At 59.7% G+C, this 14,771-nt stretch carries 16 protein-coding genes; 10 read left to right on the plus strand and 6 right to left on the minus strand.

All coding sequences use genetic code 11. The features are described from left to right. The first annotated feature begins 46 nt into the window (after positions 1 to 46). On the plus strand, positions 47 to 1,015 hold the full coding sequence (locus tag NKI31_RS23180; protein ID WP_023743821.1) for a LysR substrate-binding domain-containing protein: 969 nt from the start codon (positions 47 to 49) through the stop codon (positions 1,013 to 1,015). Between the two features lie 240 nt (positions 1,016 to 1,255). Here NKI31_RS23180 and NKI31_RS23185 read toward each other — a convergent pair whose 3' ends face one another. Beyond that, positions 1,256 to 1,408 carry a hypothetical protein gene (locus NKI31_RS23185; protein WP_023684746.1) on the minus strand — a complete coding sequence of 51 codons (153 nt, stop codon included), beginning with the start codon at positions 1,406 to 1,408 and terminating at the stop codon, positions 1,256 to 1,258. A 136-nt stretch (positions 1,409 to 1,544) separates the two neighbouring features. Here NKI31_RS23185 and NKI31_RS23190 point away from each other — a divergent pair, with 136 nt between their 5' ends. The 3 genes from NKI31_RS23190 (at position 1,545) to NKI31_RS23200 (ending at position 4,305) form a co-directional block, all read left to right on the plus strand. Next, on the plus strand, positions 1,545 to 1,712 hold the full coding sequence (locus NKI31_RS23190) for a hypothetical protein (protein WP_023684745.1): 168 nt from the start codon (positions 1,545 to 1,547) through the stop codon (positions 1,710 to 1,712). Positions 1,713 to 1,762: 50 nt separating this feature from the next. Beyond that, complete coding sequence (locus NKI31_RS23195; protein ID WP_352652619.1) at positions 1,763 to 3,844, plus strand: ATP-dependent helicase; 2,082 nt, start codon at positions 1,763 to 1,765, stop codon at positions 3,842 to 3,844. Between the two features lie 158 nt (positions 3,845 to 4,002). Continuing rightward, positions 4,003 to 4,305, plus strand: a complete 303-nt coding sequence (locus NKI31_RS23200; RefSeq protein WP_023684743.1) for a DUF982 domain-containing protein — start codon at positions 4,003 to 4,005, stop codon at positions 4,303 to 4,305. Positions 4,306 to 4,331: 26 nt separating this feature from the next. Here the strand turns inward: NKI31_RS23200 and NKI31_RS23205 are convergent, their stop codons facing one another. After that, positions 4,332 to 4,679: a sterol desaturase family protein gene (locus NKI31_RS23205; protein WP_245274451.1), complete on the minus strand. Its 348-nt coding sequence runs from the start codon at positions 4,677 to 4,679 to the stop codon at positions 4,332 to 4,334. 598 nt (positions 4,680 to 5,277) lie between these two features. Here NKI31_RS23205 and NKI31_RS23210 point away from each other — a divergent pair. The 5 genes from NKI31_RS23210 (at position 5,278) to NKI31_RS23230 (ending at position 10,666) form a co-directional block, all read left to right on the plus strand. Continuing rightward, complete coding sequence (locus tag NKI31_RS23210) at positions 5,278 to 6,486, plus strand: methyltransferase domain-containing protein (RefSeq protein ID WP_155924227.1); 1,209 nt, start codon at positions 5,278 to 5,280, stop codon at positions 6,484 to 6,486. 8 nt (positions 6,487 to 6,494) lie between these two features. Then, positions 6,495 to 7,841 carry a class I SAM-dependent methyltransferase gene (locus NKI31_RS23215; RefSeq protein ID WP_352652620.1) on the plus strand — a complete coding sequence of 449 codons (1,347 nt, stop codon included), beginning with the start codon at positions 6,495 to 6,497 and terminating at the stop codon, positions 7,839 to 7,841. A gap of 37 nt (positions 7,842 to 7,878) precedes the next feature. Then, positions 7,879 to 8,874, plus strand: coding sequence for a glycosyltransferase family 2 protein (locus NKI31_RS23220; protein ID WP_023738638.1), 996 nt, complete (start codon positions 7,879 to 7,881; stop codon positions 8,872 to 8,874). A gap of 168 nt (positions 8,875 to 9,042) precedes the next feature. Continuing rightward, positions 9,043 to 9,717, plus strand: a complete 675-nt coding sequence (locus tag NKI31_RS23225; RefSeq protein ID WP_352652621.1) for a class I SAM-dependent methyltransferase — start codon at positions 9,043 to 9,045, stop codon at positions 9,715 to 9,717. Beyond that, positions 9,701 to 10,666, plus strand: coding sequence for a class I SAM-dependent methyltransferase (locus tag NKI31_RS23230; protein WP_352652622.1), 966 nt, complete (start codon positions 9,701 to 9,703; stop codon positions 10,664 to 10,666). Before NKI31_RS23225 ends, NKI31_RS23230 begins: the two co-directional genes overlap by 17 nt. Before the next feature lie 27 nt (positions 10,667 to 10,693). On the opposite strand, the gene NKI31_RS23235 is transcribed toward NKI31_RS23230, so the two are convergent. The 3 genes from NKI31_RS23235 to NKI31_RS23245 form a co-directional block, all read right to left on the minus strand. Beyond that, positions 10,694 to 11,479, minus strand: coding sequence for a GGDEF domain-containing protein (locus tag NKI31_RS23235; protein ID WP_352652623.1), 786 nt, complete (start codon positions 11,477 to 11,479; stop codon positions 10,694 to 10,696). A gap of 393 nt (positions 11,480 to 11,872) precedes the next feature. Continuing rightward, entirely contained in the window at positions 11,873 to 12,532 is a 660-nt protein-coding gene (locus tag NKI31_RS23240) for a hypothetical protein (protein ID WP_023684735.1), read from the minus strand. 469 nt (positions 12,533 to 13,001) lie between these two features. After that, a complete protein-coding gene (locus tag NKI31_RS23245; protein ID WP_023738632.1) occupies positions 13,002 to 13,514 on the minus strand; it encodes a DinB family protein in 513 nt (170 codons plus the stop codon). Positions 13,515 to 13,771: 257 nt separating this feature from the next. On the opposite strand from NKI31_RS23245, the gene bluB reads away from it, so the two are divergent. Further along, the gene (bluB, locus tag NKI31_RS23250) at positions 13,772 to 14,407 is read left to right on the plus strand and encodes a 5,6-dimethylbenzimidazole synthase (protein WP_352652624.1); all 636 of its coding nucleotides are present in this window, start codon (positions 13,772 to 13,774) and stop codon (positions 14,405 to 14,407) included. Positions 14,408 to 14,416: 9 nt separating this feature from the next. Here bluB and NKI31_RS23255 read toward each other — a convergent pair whose 3' ends face one another. Next, positions 14,417 to 14,641: a hypothetical protein gene (locus tag NKI31_RS23255; protein ID WP_023747895.1), complete on the minus strand. Its 225-nt coding sequence runs from the start codon at positions 14,639 to 14,641 to the stop codon at positions 14,417 to 14,419. Positions 14,642 to 14,771: the final 130 nt, after the last annotated feature.

Consider the following 14,771-nt stretch of genomic DNA (forward strand, 5'->3'; position numbering starts at 1 on the left):
TTAGGAATGCTGGTGCTAGTGTAAGCCCAGCTTAAGGTCGAAACGCGTGCGTCTGCTCAGTCAGGTCAACCTCAATTCGCTGAAGATTGTCGAAAGTGCCGCCCGGCACCGTAACTTCACGCGCGCGGGCGAAGAGCAGTTTATTACTGCTTCCGCCGTCAGCCAGCGCGTCAAAAGCCTCGAGGACCAGCTGCGCTTCAAGATCTTCCAGCGCGGCGGCAATGCGGTGTCGCTGACACCCGAAGGCGAGACCTATGTGTCGCGCGTTCGCGAGGCGCTGGAGCGCATCGTGGCGGCCAGCATGGAGGCGACCGGACAGTCGCAGGCGCATGTGCTGAAGATTTCGGTACTGCCGACGTTCGCAGCGCGCTGGCTGTTTGCCCGCCTGCCGCTGTTCCAGCGGCAATATCCCGAAATCGAAATGCGGGTCTCGACCTCCTACGCCACCAATGAGTTCGCCACCTCCGAGTTCGACCTCGAGATCCGCTATGGCGACGGCAGCTTTCCCGACCTCAAAGCGGACCTGCTGTTCAAGGAGGATTTGACGCCGGTGTGCAGCAGGAAGCTGTTCCACGAGGTTCTCGGCGACACGCCGCCGTCACAGGTGACGCCCGACGACCTCAGGCATTTCACGCTGCTGCATTCCGACACCTGCACGCAGAACTGGCAGTCGTGGCTGGGTTTTGCCGGCGCGAGTTCCGTGCTCGGCGAGACCAAGAGCATCTATTTCGATTCCTGCATGATGTCCTATGAGGCGGCCAATGCCGGCATGGGCTTTGCAGTCGCCAACCGCGCCTATATGGCGAGCGAGATCCGCGCAGAGAGACTGGTGGCGCCGTTTGCCGTGCATCACCCCAACACCGCCGGCTGGTATTTCGTCTGCCCGGTCACCGCGCCCTACACGCGCAAGGTGGAACTGTTCAAGCAGTGGATAATGGCCGAGGCGGCGCTGACGCAGTGCCAGCTGGACGCCGGGATTGCCGGCGGCCCGGTGCTGCGCAAGGCCATTGCCTGAGGTCCTCCCGTCGAGTTTCGTTCCGCACGCCATCTGACATCGAAGTTGTTTTGTGCAGAAGCGCCGTCATGAAGCAGGTCGATGCGGCCCACCTCATGACGCAGGCGAGAGACTCAGCTATCTTCGGTTGTTGCGGCGGACCTGATATCCGCCTGGCCGGCGCTATCAGCTCACCTCCCAAGCGGCGCCGGCCTTCTTCTCCCGAAGGCTACCTTCAGCCTTGTCGTCCCGCTAAAACGATCATTGCGCGGGCTGATCGCCGCCGGCCGCCGGCTTTGGCGCCGAATCCGACTGCGGGGCATGGTCGAGCAAGGGTGCTTTGGTCGGCTGGATATTGTTGTCGCAGGCGGCGAGCGCCAAGCCGACGGCCAACAGAACAGGGAGCTTCTTCATGGCAACCTCCTTCGTTTGCCCTCCCCTCGTGAAGGCAACGAGAGGATTCAGCTTTGGTTGCACGCTCGCAAACGACACCGCGTCGGCTGGAACCAAACGGCGGCTCTGAGGTTGGTTGCCTAAAGGAGATCGCGCCATGATCCGTCTGCTCATAACCGGCCTTTTCGCTTACGCGACCTATCGCATCGCCAAGGAGATCATCAAGGACGTGCCTGACAATTTCGATCCGTTGCCGGTGCCTGGCGACGAACGCGCCGCCTTGCGGCGCCAGTCGGCGGCAACGGGTGTCGCGCCACGGCGGTAAGGGCGACTTCCGCCCGTTGCGAACAAAGCGGAAACGATGCTTGATAGGCGATGACCATCGCCATCAATGATTCGTCCTTGCGGCCCGCCTATCTGGCGAAGCTCAACGCCGAGCAGCGGCTCGCCGTCGAACATGGCGACGGCCAGATCGCCGGGCCGCTGCTGGTGATCGCCGGCGCCGGCTCCGGCAAGACCAACACGCTCGCCCACCGGGTTGCGCATCTGATCGTCAAGGGGGCTGATCCCAGACGCATTCTGCTTATGACATTCTCGCGCCGCGCCGCCACCGAAATGGCCAGGCGGGTCGAACGCATCGCCGGCGAGGTCCTGGGCCGAGACGCGTCCGTCATCGCCGACGCGCTGGCCTGGGCCGGTACGTTTCACGGCATCGGCGCCAGGCTGCTGCGCGACTATGCGCTGACGATCGGCCTCGACCCGGCCTTTACCATTCACGACCGCGAGGATTCCGCCGACCTGATGAATCTTGCCCGGCATGAACTTGGATTCTCGAAGACCGAAAGCCGGTTTCCGACCAAGGGCACCTGCCTGGCGATCTATTCGCGCGCTGTCAACGCGCAGGCGCCGCTTGGCGAGGTGCTGGGTTCGGCCTTTCCGTGGTGTGCCGGCTGGGCCGAACAACTGAAGGCTCTGTTCGCCCGATATGTCGAGGCCAAGCAGGCGCAGAACGTGCTCGATTACGACGACCTCCTGCTCTACTGGGCGCAAATGGCCGCCGAGCCGGAGATCGCGGCGCATCTGGGCTCGCGTTTCGACCATGTGCTGGTCGACGAATACCAGGACACCAACCGGCTGCAGGCCTCGATCCTTTCGGCGCTGAAGCCGGACGGCGCCGGACTGACAGTGGTGGGCGACGACGCGCAGTCGATCTATTCGTTTCGCGCCGCGGAAGTGCGCAACATTCTCGATTTCCCGCAACAATTCGCGCGAGCCGCCGATGTCATCATGCTGGAGCGCAACTACCGCTCGACCGAGACCATTTTGGCGGCAGCCAATGCGGTCATCTCGGAGGCATCGGAGCGCTTCACCAAGAACCTCTGGTCGCAGCGCAAATCCTCGCAAAGGCCGAAACTGGTCAGCGTGCGCGACGAGGCGGAGCAGGCGAACTATGTCTGCCAGGCCATCCTGGCCGAGCGCGAGGCCGGCACGGTGCTGAAATCGCAGGCGGTGTTGTTTCGCGCCTCGCACCACAGCGGCCCGCTGGAGATCGAATTGACGCGCCGCAACATCCCCTTCGTCAAGTTCGGCGGGCTCAAATTCCTCGACGCCGCCCATGTCAAGGACGTGCTTTCGGTGCTGCGTTTTGCCGAGAACCCGCGCGACCGCGTCGCCGGCTTCCGCGTCCTGCAGCTGCTGCCCGGCATCGGCCCTTCGGCGGCGAGCACCATCGTCGAGACCATGGCGACATCGCTCGACGAGGAAATGGGGCTGGCCCGCTACCGGCCGCCGCAACGCGCGGCTGAGGACTGGCCAGCCTTCGTTGCGCTTTATTCCGGCCTGCGCGCCCGGTCGGGGAAATGGCCGGCCGATCTCGAACAGGTCAGGCTGTGGTACGAGCCGCATCTCGAGCGCATGCACGAGGATGCGACGACGCGGCGGGCCGACCTCATGCAGCTCGAGCAGATCGGTTCAGGCTATGCTTCGCGCGAGCGCTTCCTGACCGAGCTGACGCTGGATCCACCGGATGCGACCAGCGACCAGGCCGGGCCGCCGCACCGCGACGAGGACTATCTGATCCTGTCGACCATTCATTCGGCCAAGGGCCAGGAATGGAAGAACGTCTTCGTGCTCAACACCGTCGATGGCTGCATCCCGGCCGATCTCGGCGTCGGCACCAAGGAAGACATCGAGGAAGAGCGCCGGCTGCTTTACGTCGCGATGACGCGGGCCAAGGACGGCCTGCATCTGGTGACGCCGCAGCGCTTCTTCACTCACGGCCAGGCAGCGCGCGGCGACCGCCACGTCTATGCCTCGCGAACCCGTTTCATCCCAGCCTCGATCCTCGGCGCCTTCGAGCAGACCTCTTGGGCGAGCGTCCACGCCAAGGACGATCCGCGCCACAGACCTGAAGTCCGCGTCGACCTCGGCGCCCGCATGCGCGGCATGTGGAAATAGCCGCAACCGCGAATGCCGGCAGGGAGCTACCTCAAGAGCAAATCGTCCTGTCATGGCATCTCTCAGGGAACCTCGGGCCGCCAGCCGCGTTTTCTGGCGTCCAACCCGCGATCGGAGGGCGGCGGCCGCCGCCCTTCCGCCCATCCAGAGAGGCCAGAATGCACGACGCGATGTTCTTCACCCCGGTTGCCGTTAGCGTTGGCGCCGGCCACAAACGCATGCTCGCCTCGCTGTTCGACATGCATGATTTCCTGACCGAATTTCCGCCATCACGCCGGCGCCTGAGCTATGGCGCGGCCGTGAGGGCCTGCGAGGCGGCGCGCGCCGGCGAAATCTCGACCGAGGCCGCACGCGATGCCCTGATCACCTTTGCAGTCACGGCAGGCATCCTCTGGCCCGCGGTCCAGCCGGCCGTCTCGGTCAAGCCGGTCGCACACGGTTATGGCGGCTACGCCGTCTGAGGACCAGGCCTGCCCAGCAAAAAGAATCACTCGGACTTGCCGGCAGACGTCGGCGAGGCCTCTGCCAGCCTTGCCGGCGGGGCGGTCTGTTCGGTGTTGCCGACAAAGAGTTGATCGCCGACAAAGGGATAGGCAAGCTGCTGATGATAGAGCGAGGGAACCGGGTCATCGGTGCCGTATTTCTGCGGCATCCTGTCGGGCATGAACAATGTGCCTCCCAGCATGTCGAGCAAAGGCAGCTGCCCGGCGAAATTCTTGTCCCAGGCTTCGCGCTCATTGGCATGATGCCAGTGATGAAATTGCGGTGACGCCAGCAGCCATTTCAACGGCCCGACCCTGATACGCGTGTCGAATGGATGAACAGCGACTGCCACTGATAGACCAATGTGAAGATCAGTATGGCGGGGGTCGAAAATCGAGCGCGAAGACCGGCAGGAACGACGCCGATTTGGTCAGGATCTGGTCGACACGATGGACGCGGTGCGCTGCCAGCCAATCCATCTCCTATGACCGGCACCGCCTTGAGGCACCCTGCCCTCGTTGGGCCGAAGATCAGCTCGCCAGAGATTAATGCTAAGAGATGAACGGATTGCTGACGGCGGCTGACGGCTGCTTATCGCCAGAAAAATCGAGATTTCGTTTGTATAACGATATTCTCCACCGCTTTCGTGTAACATCGTGGTTATCGCGAAGTCGTTCTCAGAAGCGATAGTTTTACCTGCGCCACGGAAACAAATATGTTGGCCGCCGCTGCACCAAAACTTGGGCGCAATTTTCAATTTTTGCGTTACGAAAACTCGCACCCCACGTAGATCAATTCTTGATGTACATAACTCTCAGAGCATATTGTGCGATCAAGCTTTGATGGCTAACGTGCCTTGGTGAACCGGGAGGACGATCAAGCGACCTGTGCGCTGAACACGTTATTTAGCAGAAACCAACAACTATATCAGCATAGGAATGGGTGGGGCGTTGCAGAATACACAAGGTATATTGACGTACCGACTAGGCAGCCTTTTGAATAGAGCCAATCTTGGCTCTCTGTTCACAGCAGCCGGTCGACCCGGTTTTCGACAGCTTTTTGCTTTTCGAAAACAGCCTGACCTCGACACGACCAATTCGCTGAGTTTTGCGGCACCGCCTCCCGAAGCGCCACCTTCCGAAGCACCGCCTCCCGAAGAATCGTCTGCGGAGCCACCGCATGCCGAAGCACCGCATGCCGAAAAATTTGTCCATTTGATCGACAATCTGTGGTGCGATACGTATGGCGTGTTCGTAAAAGGCTGGGCCCATGCTTGGGACGTCCCGATCACGGCGATGCGGCTGAAGAGCGGGGATTTTCGGGTAGAGGTTTCGGACTTCCACGACCGATCAGACTTGGCGACCTTCTTCCCATCACTGCATTCAATGAAATGCGGCTTCTCGGCCTACTTGGCCTGCAGTCCCTTCCGGCCGGTGGTTTTGGAAATTGAGACCGTCGATGGCTCGGCGGAATTCGAAATCTCCGCACTTTCGGCCAATCATCCTGTCAATACTGTCCTTCCCGAGCCGATGTTCACGCAACGGCGCTTTGCCGATGAGATGAAGAGGACCGGTGGTGTCGTCGTGGAAATCGGTGCGCGTGTCGTGGGGCCGTCATCTTCGCTACAGGCAGGGCAGTTCCAGCCCGAGTGCAAGTTCATCGGTGTCGACATTCATGAAGCGCCAGGCGTCGACGTTGTGGCAGACGCACATTTCCTGGGTGAGCATTTCGAGCCCGGCTCAATAGACGGAATATTCTCTTATGCGGTGATGGAGCATCTTAGTTGTCCGTGGCTGCTGGCGGCGCAAATCAACAGGGTGCTGAAGGTCGGAGGCCTGACCCTGCACTCGGTGCCTCAAGCCTTTCCAGTCCATGAAATGCCCAACGATTTCTGGCGGATTTCGAGCGAAGGCTTGAAAGTCCTGTTCGCACCCGAGATGGGCTTCGAGATCCTCGAAGTCGGAATGACGACGCCGGTCAAAATGTATGTGCACCCGGCGTTCCGGGAAGGTCCCATGCTCGAATTTGCGCTCCACGATGGAATGGCGGCGTCCTATGTCCTGGCGCGCAAGACTTTCGATCTTCCGGATGGTGCGGTTTCCTGGCCGCTCCAGCGCAGCGATTCCATGGACCACAGCAAAGCCTATCCGAAGCACTGATCACAACGATGCCAGAGAGGGGATTCATAAACTTCGACTGCCCACCGGCCCCGGCGGAATTCGTTTGCCCAGCGTGTGGTGGCGCCAATGCCAAGGCAAAAGTTCTGAGCGCCGGCACGATGTCGCTCTACCGATGCGATCAATGTGCGTCGCTGATTTATCACCCGTTCCCATCAATCGACTATACGGAACACACCAACCCGTTGGGTATCCGCAACTACGTTGAAATGAACGCCTCCATCGACACTGTCGCGCGGAACATTCTCAGGGTCGTTCCAGAAGGTCGAGTCGGCAGAGTCGTCGATATCGGTTGCGGTTTCGGCTTTGCCCTGGATGCCGTTCGCACCATCGCCGGCTGGGAGGCCAAGGGCTTCGAGCCTTCACAGTATGGTGGCGCGGGGCGGGATCAACTCGGCCTCGATATCGTCCGCGATTTTGCGCCGCTGAACGCCAATCCACAATATCTGTACGATGTGGTGCATTGCTCGGAGGTAATCGAGCACATTAACGATGTGACCGGCTTTCTGGCAATCCTTAAATCGTATTTGGCCGAGGACGGGGTGATTGTCCTGACCACGCCCAATCCCGAGCGGATCAATCCTGCCACTGAACAATCCACCCTTCTGGCTCTGCTGTCACCTGGAGCTCACACGATCCTCTTTAGCGCTGAAGCGCTGACACGGCTGTTCGATGAAGCGGGATTGCCATTCGTATCCGTCGACAAAAGCGCAGACAGCACCTTGTTCTATGCATCGCGCAAACCGATCGAATTCCAACCCACCGAAAGTTGGCAGAGTAAGATCCTTTGGTATCTGGAGAATGCGGTTTCGCGCGCCACTCCTGGTTCTTCGTTGGCAATCGGCTTGCGCTATCGCCTTTTTCGCGGGGCCATCGATCACGGCAAGTACGAACTGGCGGAAAAGAGCTTCGCTTCAATTCTTGCTGATGCGCGGCCCAGACTGGATGACATAAACACGTTGGCGGAGTTTGCCGACCGGTGGCCGCTTTGCATAGCGGCTTCGACCTACTATCGCGGAATGCTGCTGCTCATCCACAAGGGCGACTACCTGCACGCGGCCGAGCATCTCTGTGCGGCACATCTGCTGTGCCGGAAAAAGCTGTCAATCGATTCCTCGGTAGCGGGCGTCGAAGCCGATTTAATCTGGCGGGCGAAGTATCACGAAGCGCTTTCGTTAAAATATGCAGGCCAGAACCGTCGTGCTCTCTCTGTTCTTCGGGCATTCGAAGAGAATGATTTATCGGTGAAAGTACCGCCAAACCTCATTCCGGATGTCGAAAACCTTAGGATCGATCTTACAAGCTTACTTCCTCGATATGAAACCCTAAATGCTTGAGTTATTCGGTTCTTGGCCACCGTGAAGGTTTTATTAGATGAAACGATCGATCGTTGCCTGCATACCGCTCTACAATGGTCGAAATTTCATTGGAGCGTCGCTGAAAAGCGTGCTCGAGCAAACTCGTCCGCCAGATGAGGTAATCATTGTCGACGATGGTTCCACCGACGGTGGTGCTGAAGTCGCTCGCGAAGTTGCCCGGGGCGACAACCGGGTATGTGTCCTGACGAAAGAGAACGGCGGTCAATCGTCGGCCCGCAATATGGGCGTCCGCAACTCCAAAAGCGACCTGATCGCTTTTCTTGACCAAGACGACTGGTGGTACCCAAAGCATCTCGAGACTTTGGAAGCTGCGGCAGGGCCTGAGCCTCAGGTAGGTCCATTCGGATGGGTCTACAGTGACCTTGACGAATACGATCGGGATGGAAATTTAGTGGTTCGGCAGATGCTCAAGCGACTTGGTTCAGAACATCCGAAACGGACGATCTTCAACTGCCTGTCCCAGAACATGTATGTCCTCCCGTCTGCCTCCCTCATCTCTCGCGAAGCGTTCGAGGCGGTAGGTGGATTTGACGAGCGGCTTTCCGGCTACGAGGACGACGATCTTTTTCTGCGGCTGTTCAGGGCGGGCTACACCAACAGGTTTCTGAGAGAGGCCTTGTCCGCGTGGCGCATTCATGGTGACTCCGCGTCATACAGCGCAAGAATGGCTAGGTCGGCTCTAATCTACGCAGACAAACTTCTGGTGGCATTTCCTGACGATGTTCCCTTGCGACGCTACTACGCCAGAGACCTGATAACGCCGCGTTTCTTTCGCAGTGCGGCTGGCACCTACCGGATTGCAGGCCAGTGCGGAAGCGCTGAACTGCTGATGCCGGCACTTGCGCTTATCGACAGGATCACGCCGACAATGAGGATCAGGCGATGGCTGATCATGCGGGCGATACGGCCTTTCCTCGGCAGCCACTTGGTTGCGAAACTGGCATCTTTGGAATTTACACGTAGCTTTGTAAGCCGGGTTCTCGCAATTTAGCGGCGTCTGGCAATAGCCTGTCCGACTATGCAAGTTGGCTTCGGCGCATTCCCTACGCGACGGCCAGCAAGTAATTGCTCCCCACTCCCGGTCTCCAGTCTGGCTGCGTTGTCGCGCCGGGCATGGCAGCGCGGCTCTCGCGAGATATTGGTATTGGGGTCGATTCAGATGCTGGGAGACGGATTTCTACACAGATACTTTCTCAATAATGGAGGAAAGCGGCTTCATAAGTGGTTCCATTATTTCGATATCTACGAGCGCCATTCGAACGCTTCAGAAACAGAGCGCCAACGATTTCTCGAGATAGGCGTGTCCGGAGGCGGCTCCCTTCAGATGTGGAAGGCTTACTTCGGCCACGGCGCTCGCGTAATTGGCATCGATATCGATCCGATCTGCACAGCGCATGACGAAGTCGGCATAGAGATATTCACTGCCAGCCAAGACGATCCGGCGCTGATCAACCAGATCATCGACAGATATGATGCCTTCTACATCATCATCGATGACGGAAGTCATATCATGCGACACGTAATGAAGAGCTTTGAGCTGCTGTATGACAAGGTCGACCCTCATGGCGTTTACCTCGTCGAGGATCTTCATACTGCGTATTGGGATGAGTATGAGGGCGGCCTGAAGCGAGCCGGGACTTTCATGGAGTTCGTCAAGGACAAGCTTGATGAGATAAACGCGGCACACGCAAGAGGCGCGATCCCCGTCTCTACCTTCACCCGATCGACAGCCTGTATCGCCGTCTACGACAGCGTGGTCGTGTTCGAAAAACGGCCGCAAGGCACCCGCCAAACCTCCATAACGACAGGAATGGGATATGCTGAACAGGAATGAGTTGCTGTTTTCATTATTCGATCCGAGCGGCTTCGGCCTGGAAATCGGACCAAGCTACAATCCTCTTTTGCCAAAGCGCCGTGGCTACAATGTCGAAATCGTCGACCATGCCGACGCCGCCAGCATGCGCGAGAAATATCGCGACGATGCATCAAAGATCGAAGAGGTCGACTATGTCTCGGACGGCCGCACTCTGCTCGAGACCATCGGCTATGAGCAACGATACGATTTCATCTTTGCCTCGCATGTGATCGAACATGTCACCGACATCGTTCGTTTCCTCCAAGACTGCGAAACACTGCTGAAACCCGGGGGACGGCTTGTGCTGGCGGTACCAGACAAGCGCTTTTGCTTCGATGCGCTACGGCCGCTGTCCACTGTCGGTCAGACGCTGCAGGCCCATGCGGAAAAGCGCAAACGCCACACGCCGGGAATTCTGTTTGACCAGGTTTCGTATGTTTGCACCAAGGCCAAACAGACCGTCTGGCTCGAGCCGACCTTTGACGATGTCGCCTTCCTGCAAAGCGACGAAGAGGCAAAAAGCATGTTCGAAGCCGTTCAGGTAGACACGGCCTATTACGATGCTCACGCGTGGCAGTTCACGCCGGCCTCGTTCCGATTTCTGATCAAGAAACTTCGTTCGCTCGGATACATCAAGTCGGGGGAACTTGCGTTTCACAAGAATGAACCGGGTCAGTTACACCTGCATGAGTTTTATATCAGTCTCTCGAAGAACGCCCCTGTCCTGCATGATTCCGATGTCGATCTGCTCAAGGAGGCGGAGCGGGAGCTGCGCGAAGTTGCCGTAAGCCGGGATGAGCTAAGCTTGCAGATCGCGGCCGCACACCAACAAATCCAGAGTCTCATTGCAACGAACCAGGCCCTGCTGAAATCGACATCCTGGAAGATAACCGCCCCGCTACGCTATGTCAGATCGGTGTTCCTGTAACACCACGCACGCCATGCAGGCTCACCCTCAATGCAACGTCGGATCACCGGCCAGCAGGCTGCGCGGCCCGGTCGTTTCGAAACTGACCTGGTCGCGGCCGTTGGACTTGGCCTTGTAGAGGTGCCGGTCGGCCGTCAGGAACATGTCGGCATAGGTGGTCGGTCCGGTGAAGGCGACGCCGCCTATGCTCACCGAGAGCGGACAGGGCCGTCCACCCGGAGCAAACTCGACCTCGCGGATGCGCCGCCGGATCCCCTCGGCAACCAGCCAGGACTGCGACGGGTCGGCGCCAGGCAGGAAGATGGCGAACTCCTCGCCGCCGATGCGCCCGACGATGTCGGCGCCGCGCAGCTGGGCCTTGATCGTCTGCGCAATCAGCTTGAGCGCCTGATCGCCGCAATCGTGGCCCAATCGATCGTTGATGGTCTTGAAATGATCGGCGTCGACGATCAGCAGGGCGCCGGCATCGACGACGGCCTGGCTGCGCGCCTGTTCGAGATAGGCCTCGACCAGCATCGAAAACGCGCCGCGGTTGAACACCGCGGTCAGGCTGTCGGTCGCCGCGACGATGCTCAGATTCTTCTGGGCGATCGCCAGCTGGCGCATCTTGTACATCAGGAAAGAGAAGAACGATCCACCCAGCACGAGCGGCAGCAACAGGTCGGTGAGCTGCGCCCAGCGCAACGCTTCGGGCGACAGCGACGGAAAATTGTAGGAATCGACAAGGAAGGCCGCCGCGATACAGATCGCCGTGCCGACAACCGTGACTGCTATGACCCTGCCCAAGCTCGTGGGCGAAAGATCGACCCGCATGCCATTTCTCCCACTGTGTTCGCCATTTTGCAGCGGGAACACAAATGAAACCCTAAAATCTTACCTGCAATTCGAATGTGGTTAACCAGAACAATTCCAGGAAAGTGTGAGCAGCTTTCCCGGGAGAAGCGCGTGGGCGCTTTCCCTGAGAATTACCAAGACAAAGGGATAGCGCGTTTCACCGTTTCCGTTAAACGATAAAACGCTCCGGCAATCGAAAGGCGCGATCGGTTGCCTTGTGAGTGGCGACAAAAAGCCCGCCACTTGCGCGGCGGGCTTTCCGACTGGCCGGAGGCTTCTCGTCAGCGCATGTCCCTCGGGAAGTCTGGGCCATGCGGTAGGAGAGTGCCGTAAAGCCTCACGGCTGGCTCGACACTCCCGGCGAAACCTGTCTCAGCGACGCGAGATCATAAGGCATAGCTGCCGCAGATCGCTGTCGTAGGTGCCCTCGCTGGCGAGCACATCGACGCAGCGCTTCTTCATACGTGTCAGCTGGCTGTTCGACATGCTGGCGACGACACCGGGTGTCCCAGGGGTGCCTGGTGTTCCAGGAGTTCCTGGAGTGCCGGGGGTACCGGGCGTACCGGGCGTGCCCGGCGTTCCGCCAATGCCGACGCCGACACCGACGTTGATGCCGCTGCCGACGTTGACGCCGACACCGGCATTGATACCTCCGCTGCCGCCGACCGTGGCCCCAACACCGGCCTTGATGCCACCGGCTCCGCCGACCGTCGCGCCAGCGCCGGCCTTGATGCCGCTGCTACCGCCGACTGAGGCGCCGAGGCCCGCAGTAACGCCGCTATTGCCGCCGACCGTTGCGCCAGCACCCGCCTTGATACCGCCGCTGCCGCCGACCGAGGCGCCGGCACCGGCCTTGACCCCGCCGCTGCCGCCTATCGAAGCGCCAACACCTGCATTGATGCCGCCAGCACCGCCGATAGATGCGCCGACACCGACGCCAATTCCGCCTCCTGCATTCGCGGGAGCGGCAAAAATAACGATAATTGCACCCGCCGCCAGTGTTCTAGCGATTTTCTGAGTGATATTGACCATGACACTCTCCTTGTTGCCGTTCTGCTTTGTGCATTGCAACATGCCAGCAAACCAAAGCAGACATATGCTTATGCACTCACAGCTACGCACGAGTCTTCCTTATAGTTTCTTTATTTTTTTCGACATAGGCCCTTGTAGTTCTCAATCAGTGTACTCGGTTTCTAAAAAAAAATATGTTTTTGCTTCAATATTTAAACTTTGTTGAGTTTATTAAATAGAAACTCTACTGAAAAATGGAGCAGGTTGTAGCGGCCCGCCGAGCAAGGGGCGGCGCCAAAGGGCGGCACAAGCCACCGGGCAGCGTCGTGCAAACCACGGGCTTCAAAAACCCGGCTTGGGATTCTTTGGCGCTGTCCGTCGCGTCCAGAGGCGTTTCACTGGTATCGGCGGCCAGGTCGCAGACGGATGGCACAAAGGCACCGAGGGATGTCGCCTCCGGCGTCTTCAAACGCAAACCGCGGTCAAGAAATCAGGCGTAGGCGCGGCCTTCGTCGGTGCGCTGGAAAAAGGCCAGATCGAGCGACACGGAAGGCCGGCCGAGAATGGTCAGGATGGTATGCGCCTGGCCGCGGTGATGGGTCTGGTGGTTGAAGACGTGTCCCAGCGCCGGCGCCAGCCGCTGCGAGACGGTGCGCATGTCGGAGACGGTCATGTAGGAGAAGCGGCCGGACAAAGCCTTTTCGGTCAAACCGCCGACCCAGTCGACGATCCGCCTGTCCTCGGCCTCACGCGCCAGCCTGAGGCCAAGCAGCGCCCGGTGCAGGATGGCGTCGAGCTTCGTCGGCGCGTCACCCTCGCCGGTGAAGCGTTTCATCCAGATGCGGTCGGTGGCCAGCAGATGGTTGAGCGTGCCCATCATCGAGCCGAAAAATGCGCCGACATCGCGGTTGAACTCTTCTTCGTCAAGTGCGGCGACGGCATCGTAGATGCGGCCATTGGCCCATTGATTGTAGGCCGCGAACATCATGAAATGCTGTTTCATCTTTTCTTCCCGCCGACGAGTTCCGCTTCAGCCGCACGCGCCTAATTAGACCGCGAGGACGCAGCCGCCAATGACCATTCTGTTCCATGAACTCGCCGGACACGACGCGACCCGTCCGTTCAGCCCGCATTGCTGGAAGGAGGCGGCGGCAGCAGCTTAGGGAGTAGGCAGTAGGCAATAGGGTCCGAGCGCCGTACTGCCTACTGCCTACTGCCTACTGCCGACTGCCTATTCCCCACACAAGTCTCCTGATCGCCATGCCACCACCCCCCGATTTCACCGATGATTTTCGCGCCGGGCTGGTCACGCTGCTGCGCTGGCGCCGGGATGTGCGGCGCTTCGAGCGGACGGCTTTGCCCGAGGGTACGCTGGAGCGGCTGCTGGAGCTTGCCAGCATCGCGCCGTCCGTCGGTCTCAGCCAGCCGTGGCGCTTCGTGGTGGTCGACAGCGCCGAGCGGCGGGGCGCGGTGAGAGACTGTTTCGAGCGCTGCAATGCCGAGGCGCTGGCATGCTTTTCGGGCGAGCGCGCCGCTCTCTATGCCCGGCTGAAGCTCGCCGGTCTCAATGAAGCGCCCTGCCAGTTCGCGGTTTTCGCCGACCGCACGACGCAACAGGGCCATGGGCTCGGCCGCATGACGATGCCGGCAACCATCGACTATTCGGCCATCATGGCGGTGCACACATTGTGGCTGGCGGCGCGGGCGGAAGGCATCGGCATGGGCTGGGTGTCGATCCTCGACGCCGCCGAGATGGCCGCAATCCTGGACACCCCGCCTGAGTGGACGCTGATCGGCTATTTCTGCCTCGGCTATGCCAGCGAGGAGCATGATCTGCCGACGCTGGAACGCGAGGGCTGGGAGCAGCGGCGGCAGCCGGTGGTGATCAGGCGGTAAGGCTGCCCATCACTTCGTCTCTTCTTTGCCGACCAGCTTGACGCAGATCGGGTCGCCCTTCGGCATCGGCGTGCATTGCCATTCGGGGCCGAAGCCGAAGTTCGTATCTGTGCGGCGACCCAGAAAGAGCAGCAGAACAAGGCCCACGGCAGCAAAAATGCCGATAACCAATAGGCTCCCTTTTATGTCGCCCGGCCTGAGGTGGTGGTAGGGCCAGCGCGTCCCGTCAAACATGGTCCGATGTCTTTCCGTTCCGCTGATTTCCCTTCGAAACCGTGCGTGCCTGCGCAATCGCCATTTTCCCGCAAAGCCTTGCCTTTGACCAGAGCGTTGCGAACAGCCATGCGGGCGGTCGCGGCCGAAT

Origin of the sequence: Mesorhizobium sp. M0659, assembly GCF_040320605.1 — a bacterium.
Classification (GTDB): Bacteria; Pseudomonadota; Alphaproteobacteria; order Rhizobiales; family Rhizobiaceae; genus Mesorhizobium.

Bases quoted from the DNA above. Each gene is read 5' to 3' on its own strand.
- NKI31_RS23185 (WP_023684746.1), bottom strand. From the start codon at position 1,408: ATGAAGAAGCTCCCTGTTCTGTTGGCCGTCGGCTTGGCGCTCGCCGCC.
- NKI31_RS23190 (WP_023684745.1), top strand. From the start codon at position 1,545: ATGATCCGTCTGCTCATAACCGGCCTTTTCGCTTACGCGACCTATCGC.
- NKI31_RS23195 (WP_352652619.1), top strand. From the start codon at position 1,763: ATGACCATCGCCATCAATGATTCGTCCTTGCGGCCCGCCTATCTGGCG.
- NKI31_RS23200 (WP_023684743.1), top strand. From the start codon at position 4,003: ATGCACGACGCGATGTTCTTCACCCCGGTTGCCGTTAGCGTTGGCGCC.
- NKI31_RS23215 (WP_352652620.1), top strand. From the start codon at position 6,495: ATGCCAGAGAGGGGATTCATAAACTTCGACTGCCCACCGGCCCCGGCG.
- NKI31_RS23220 (WP_023738638.1), top strand. From the start codon at position 7,879: ATGAAACGATCGATCGTTGCCTGCATACCGCTCTACAATGGTCGAAAT.
- NKI31_RS23225 (WP_352652621.1), top strand. From the start codon at position 9,043: ATGCTGGGAGACGGATTTCTACACAGATACTTTCTCAATAATGGAGGA.
- NKI31_RS23230 (WP_352652622.1), top strand. From the start codon at position 9,701: ATGCTGAACAGGAATGAGTTGCTGTTTTCATTATTCGATCCGAGCGGC.
- NKI31_RS23235 (WP_352652623.1), bottom strand. From the start codon at position 11,479: ATGCGGGTCGATCTTTCGCCCACGAGCTTGGGCAGGGTCATAGCAGTC.
- NKI31_RS23240 (WP_023684735.1), bottom strand. From the start codon at position 12,532: ATGGTCAATATCACTCAGAAAATCGCTAGAACACTGGCGGCGGGTGCA.
- NKI31_RS23245 (WP_023738632.1), bottom strand. From the start codon at position 13,514: ATGAAACAGCATTTCATGATGTTCGCGGCCTACAATCAATGGGCCAAT.
- bluB (WP_352652624.1), top strand. From the start codon at position 13,772: ATGCCACCACCCCCCGATTTCACCGATGATTTTCGCGCCGGGCTGGTC.
- NKI31_RS23255 (WP_023747895.1), bottom strand. From the start codon at position 14,641: ATGTTTGACGGGACGCGCTGGCCCTACCACCACCTCAGGCCGGGCGAC.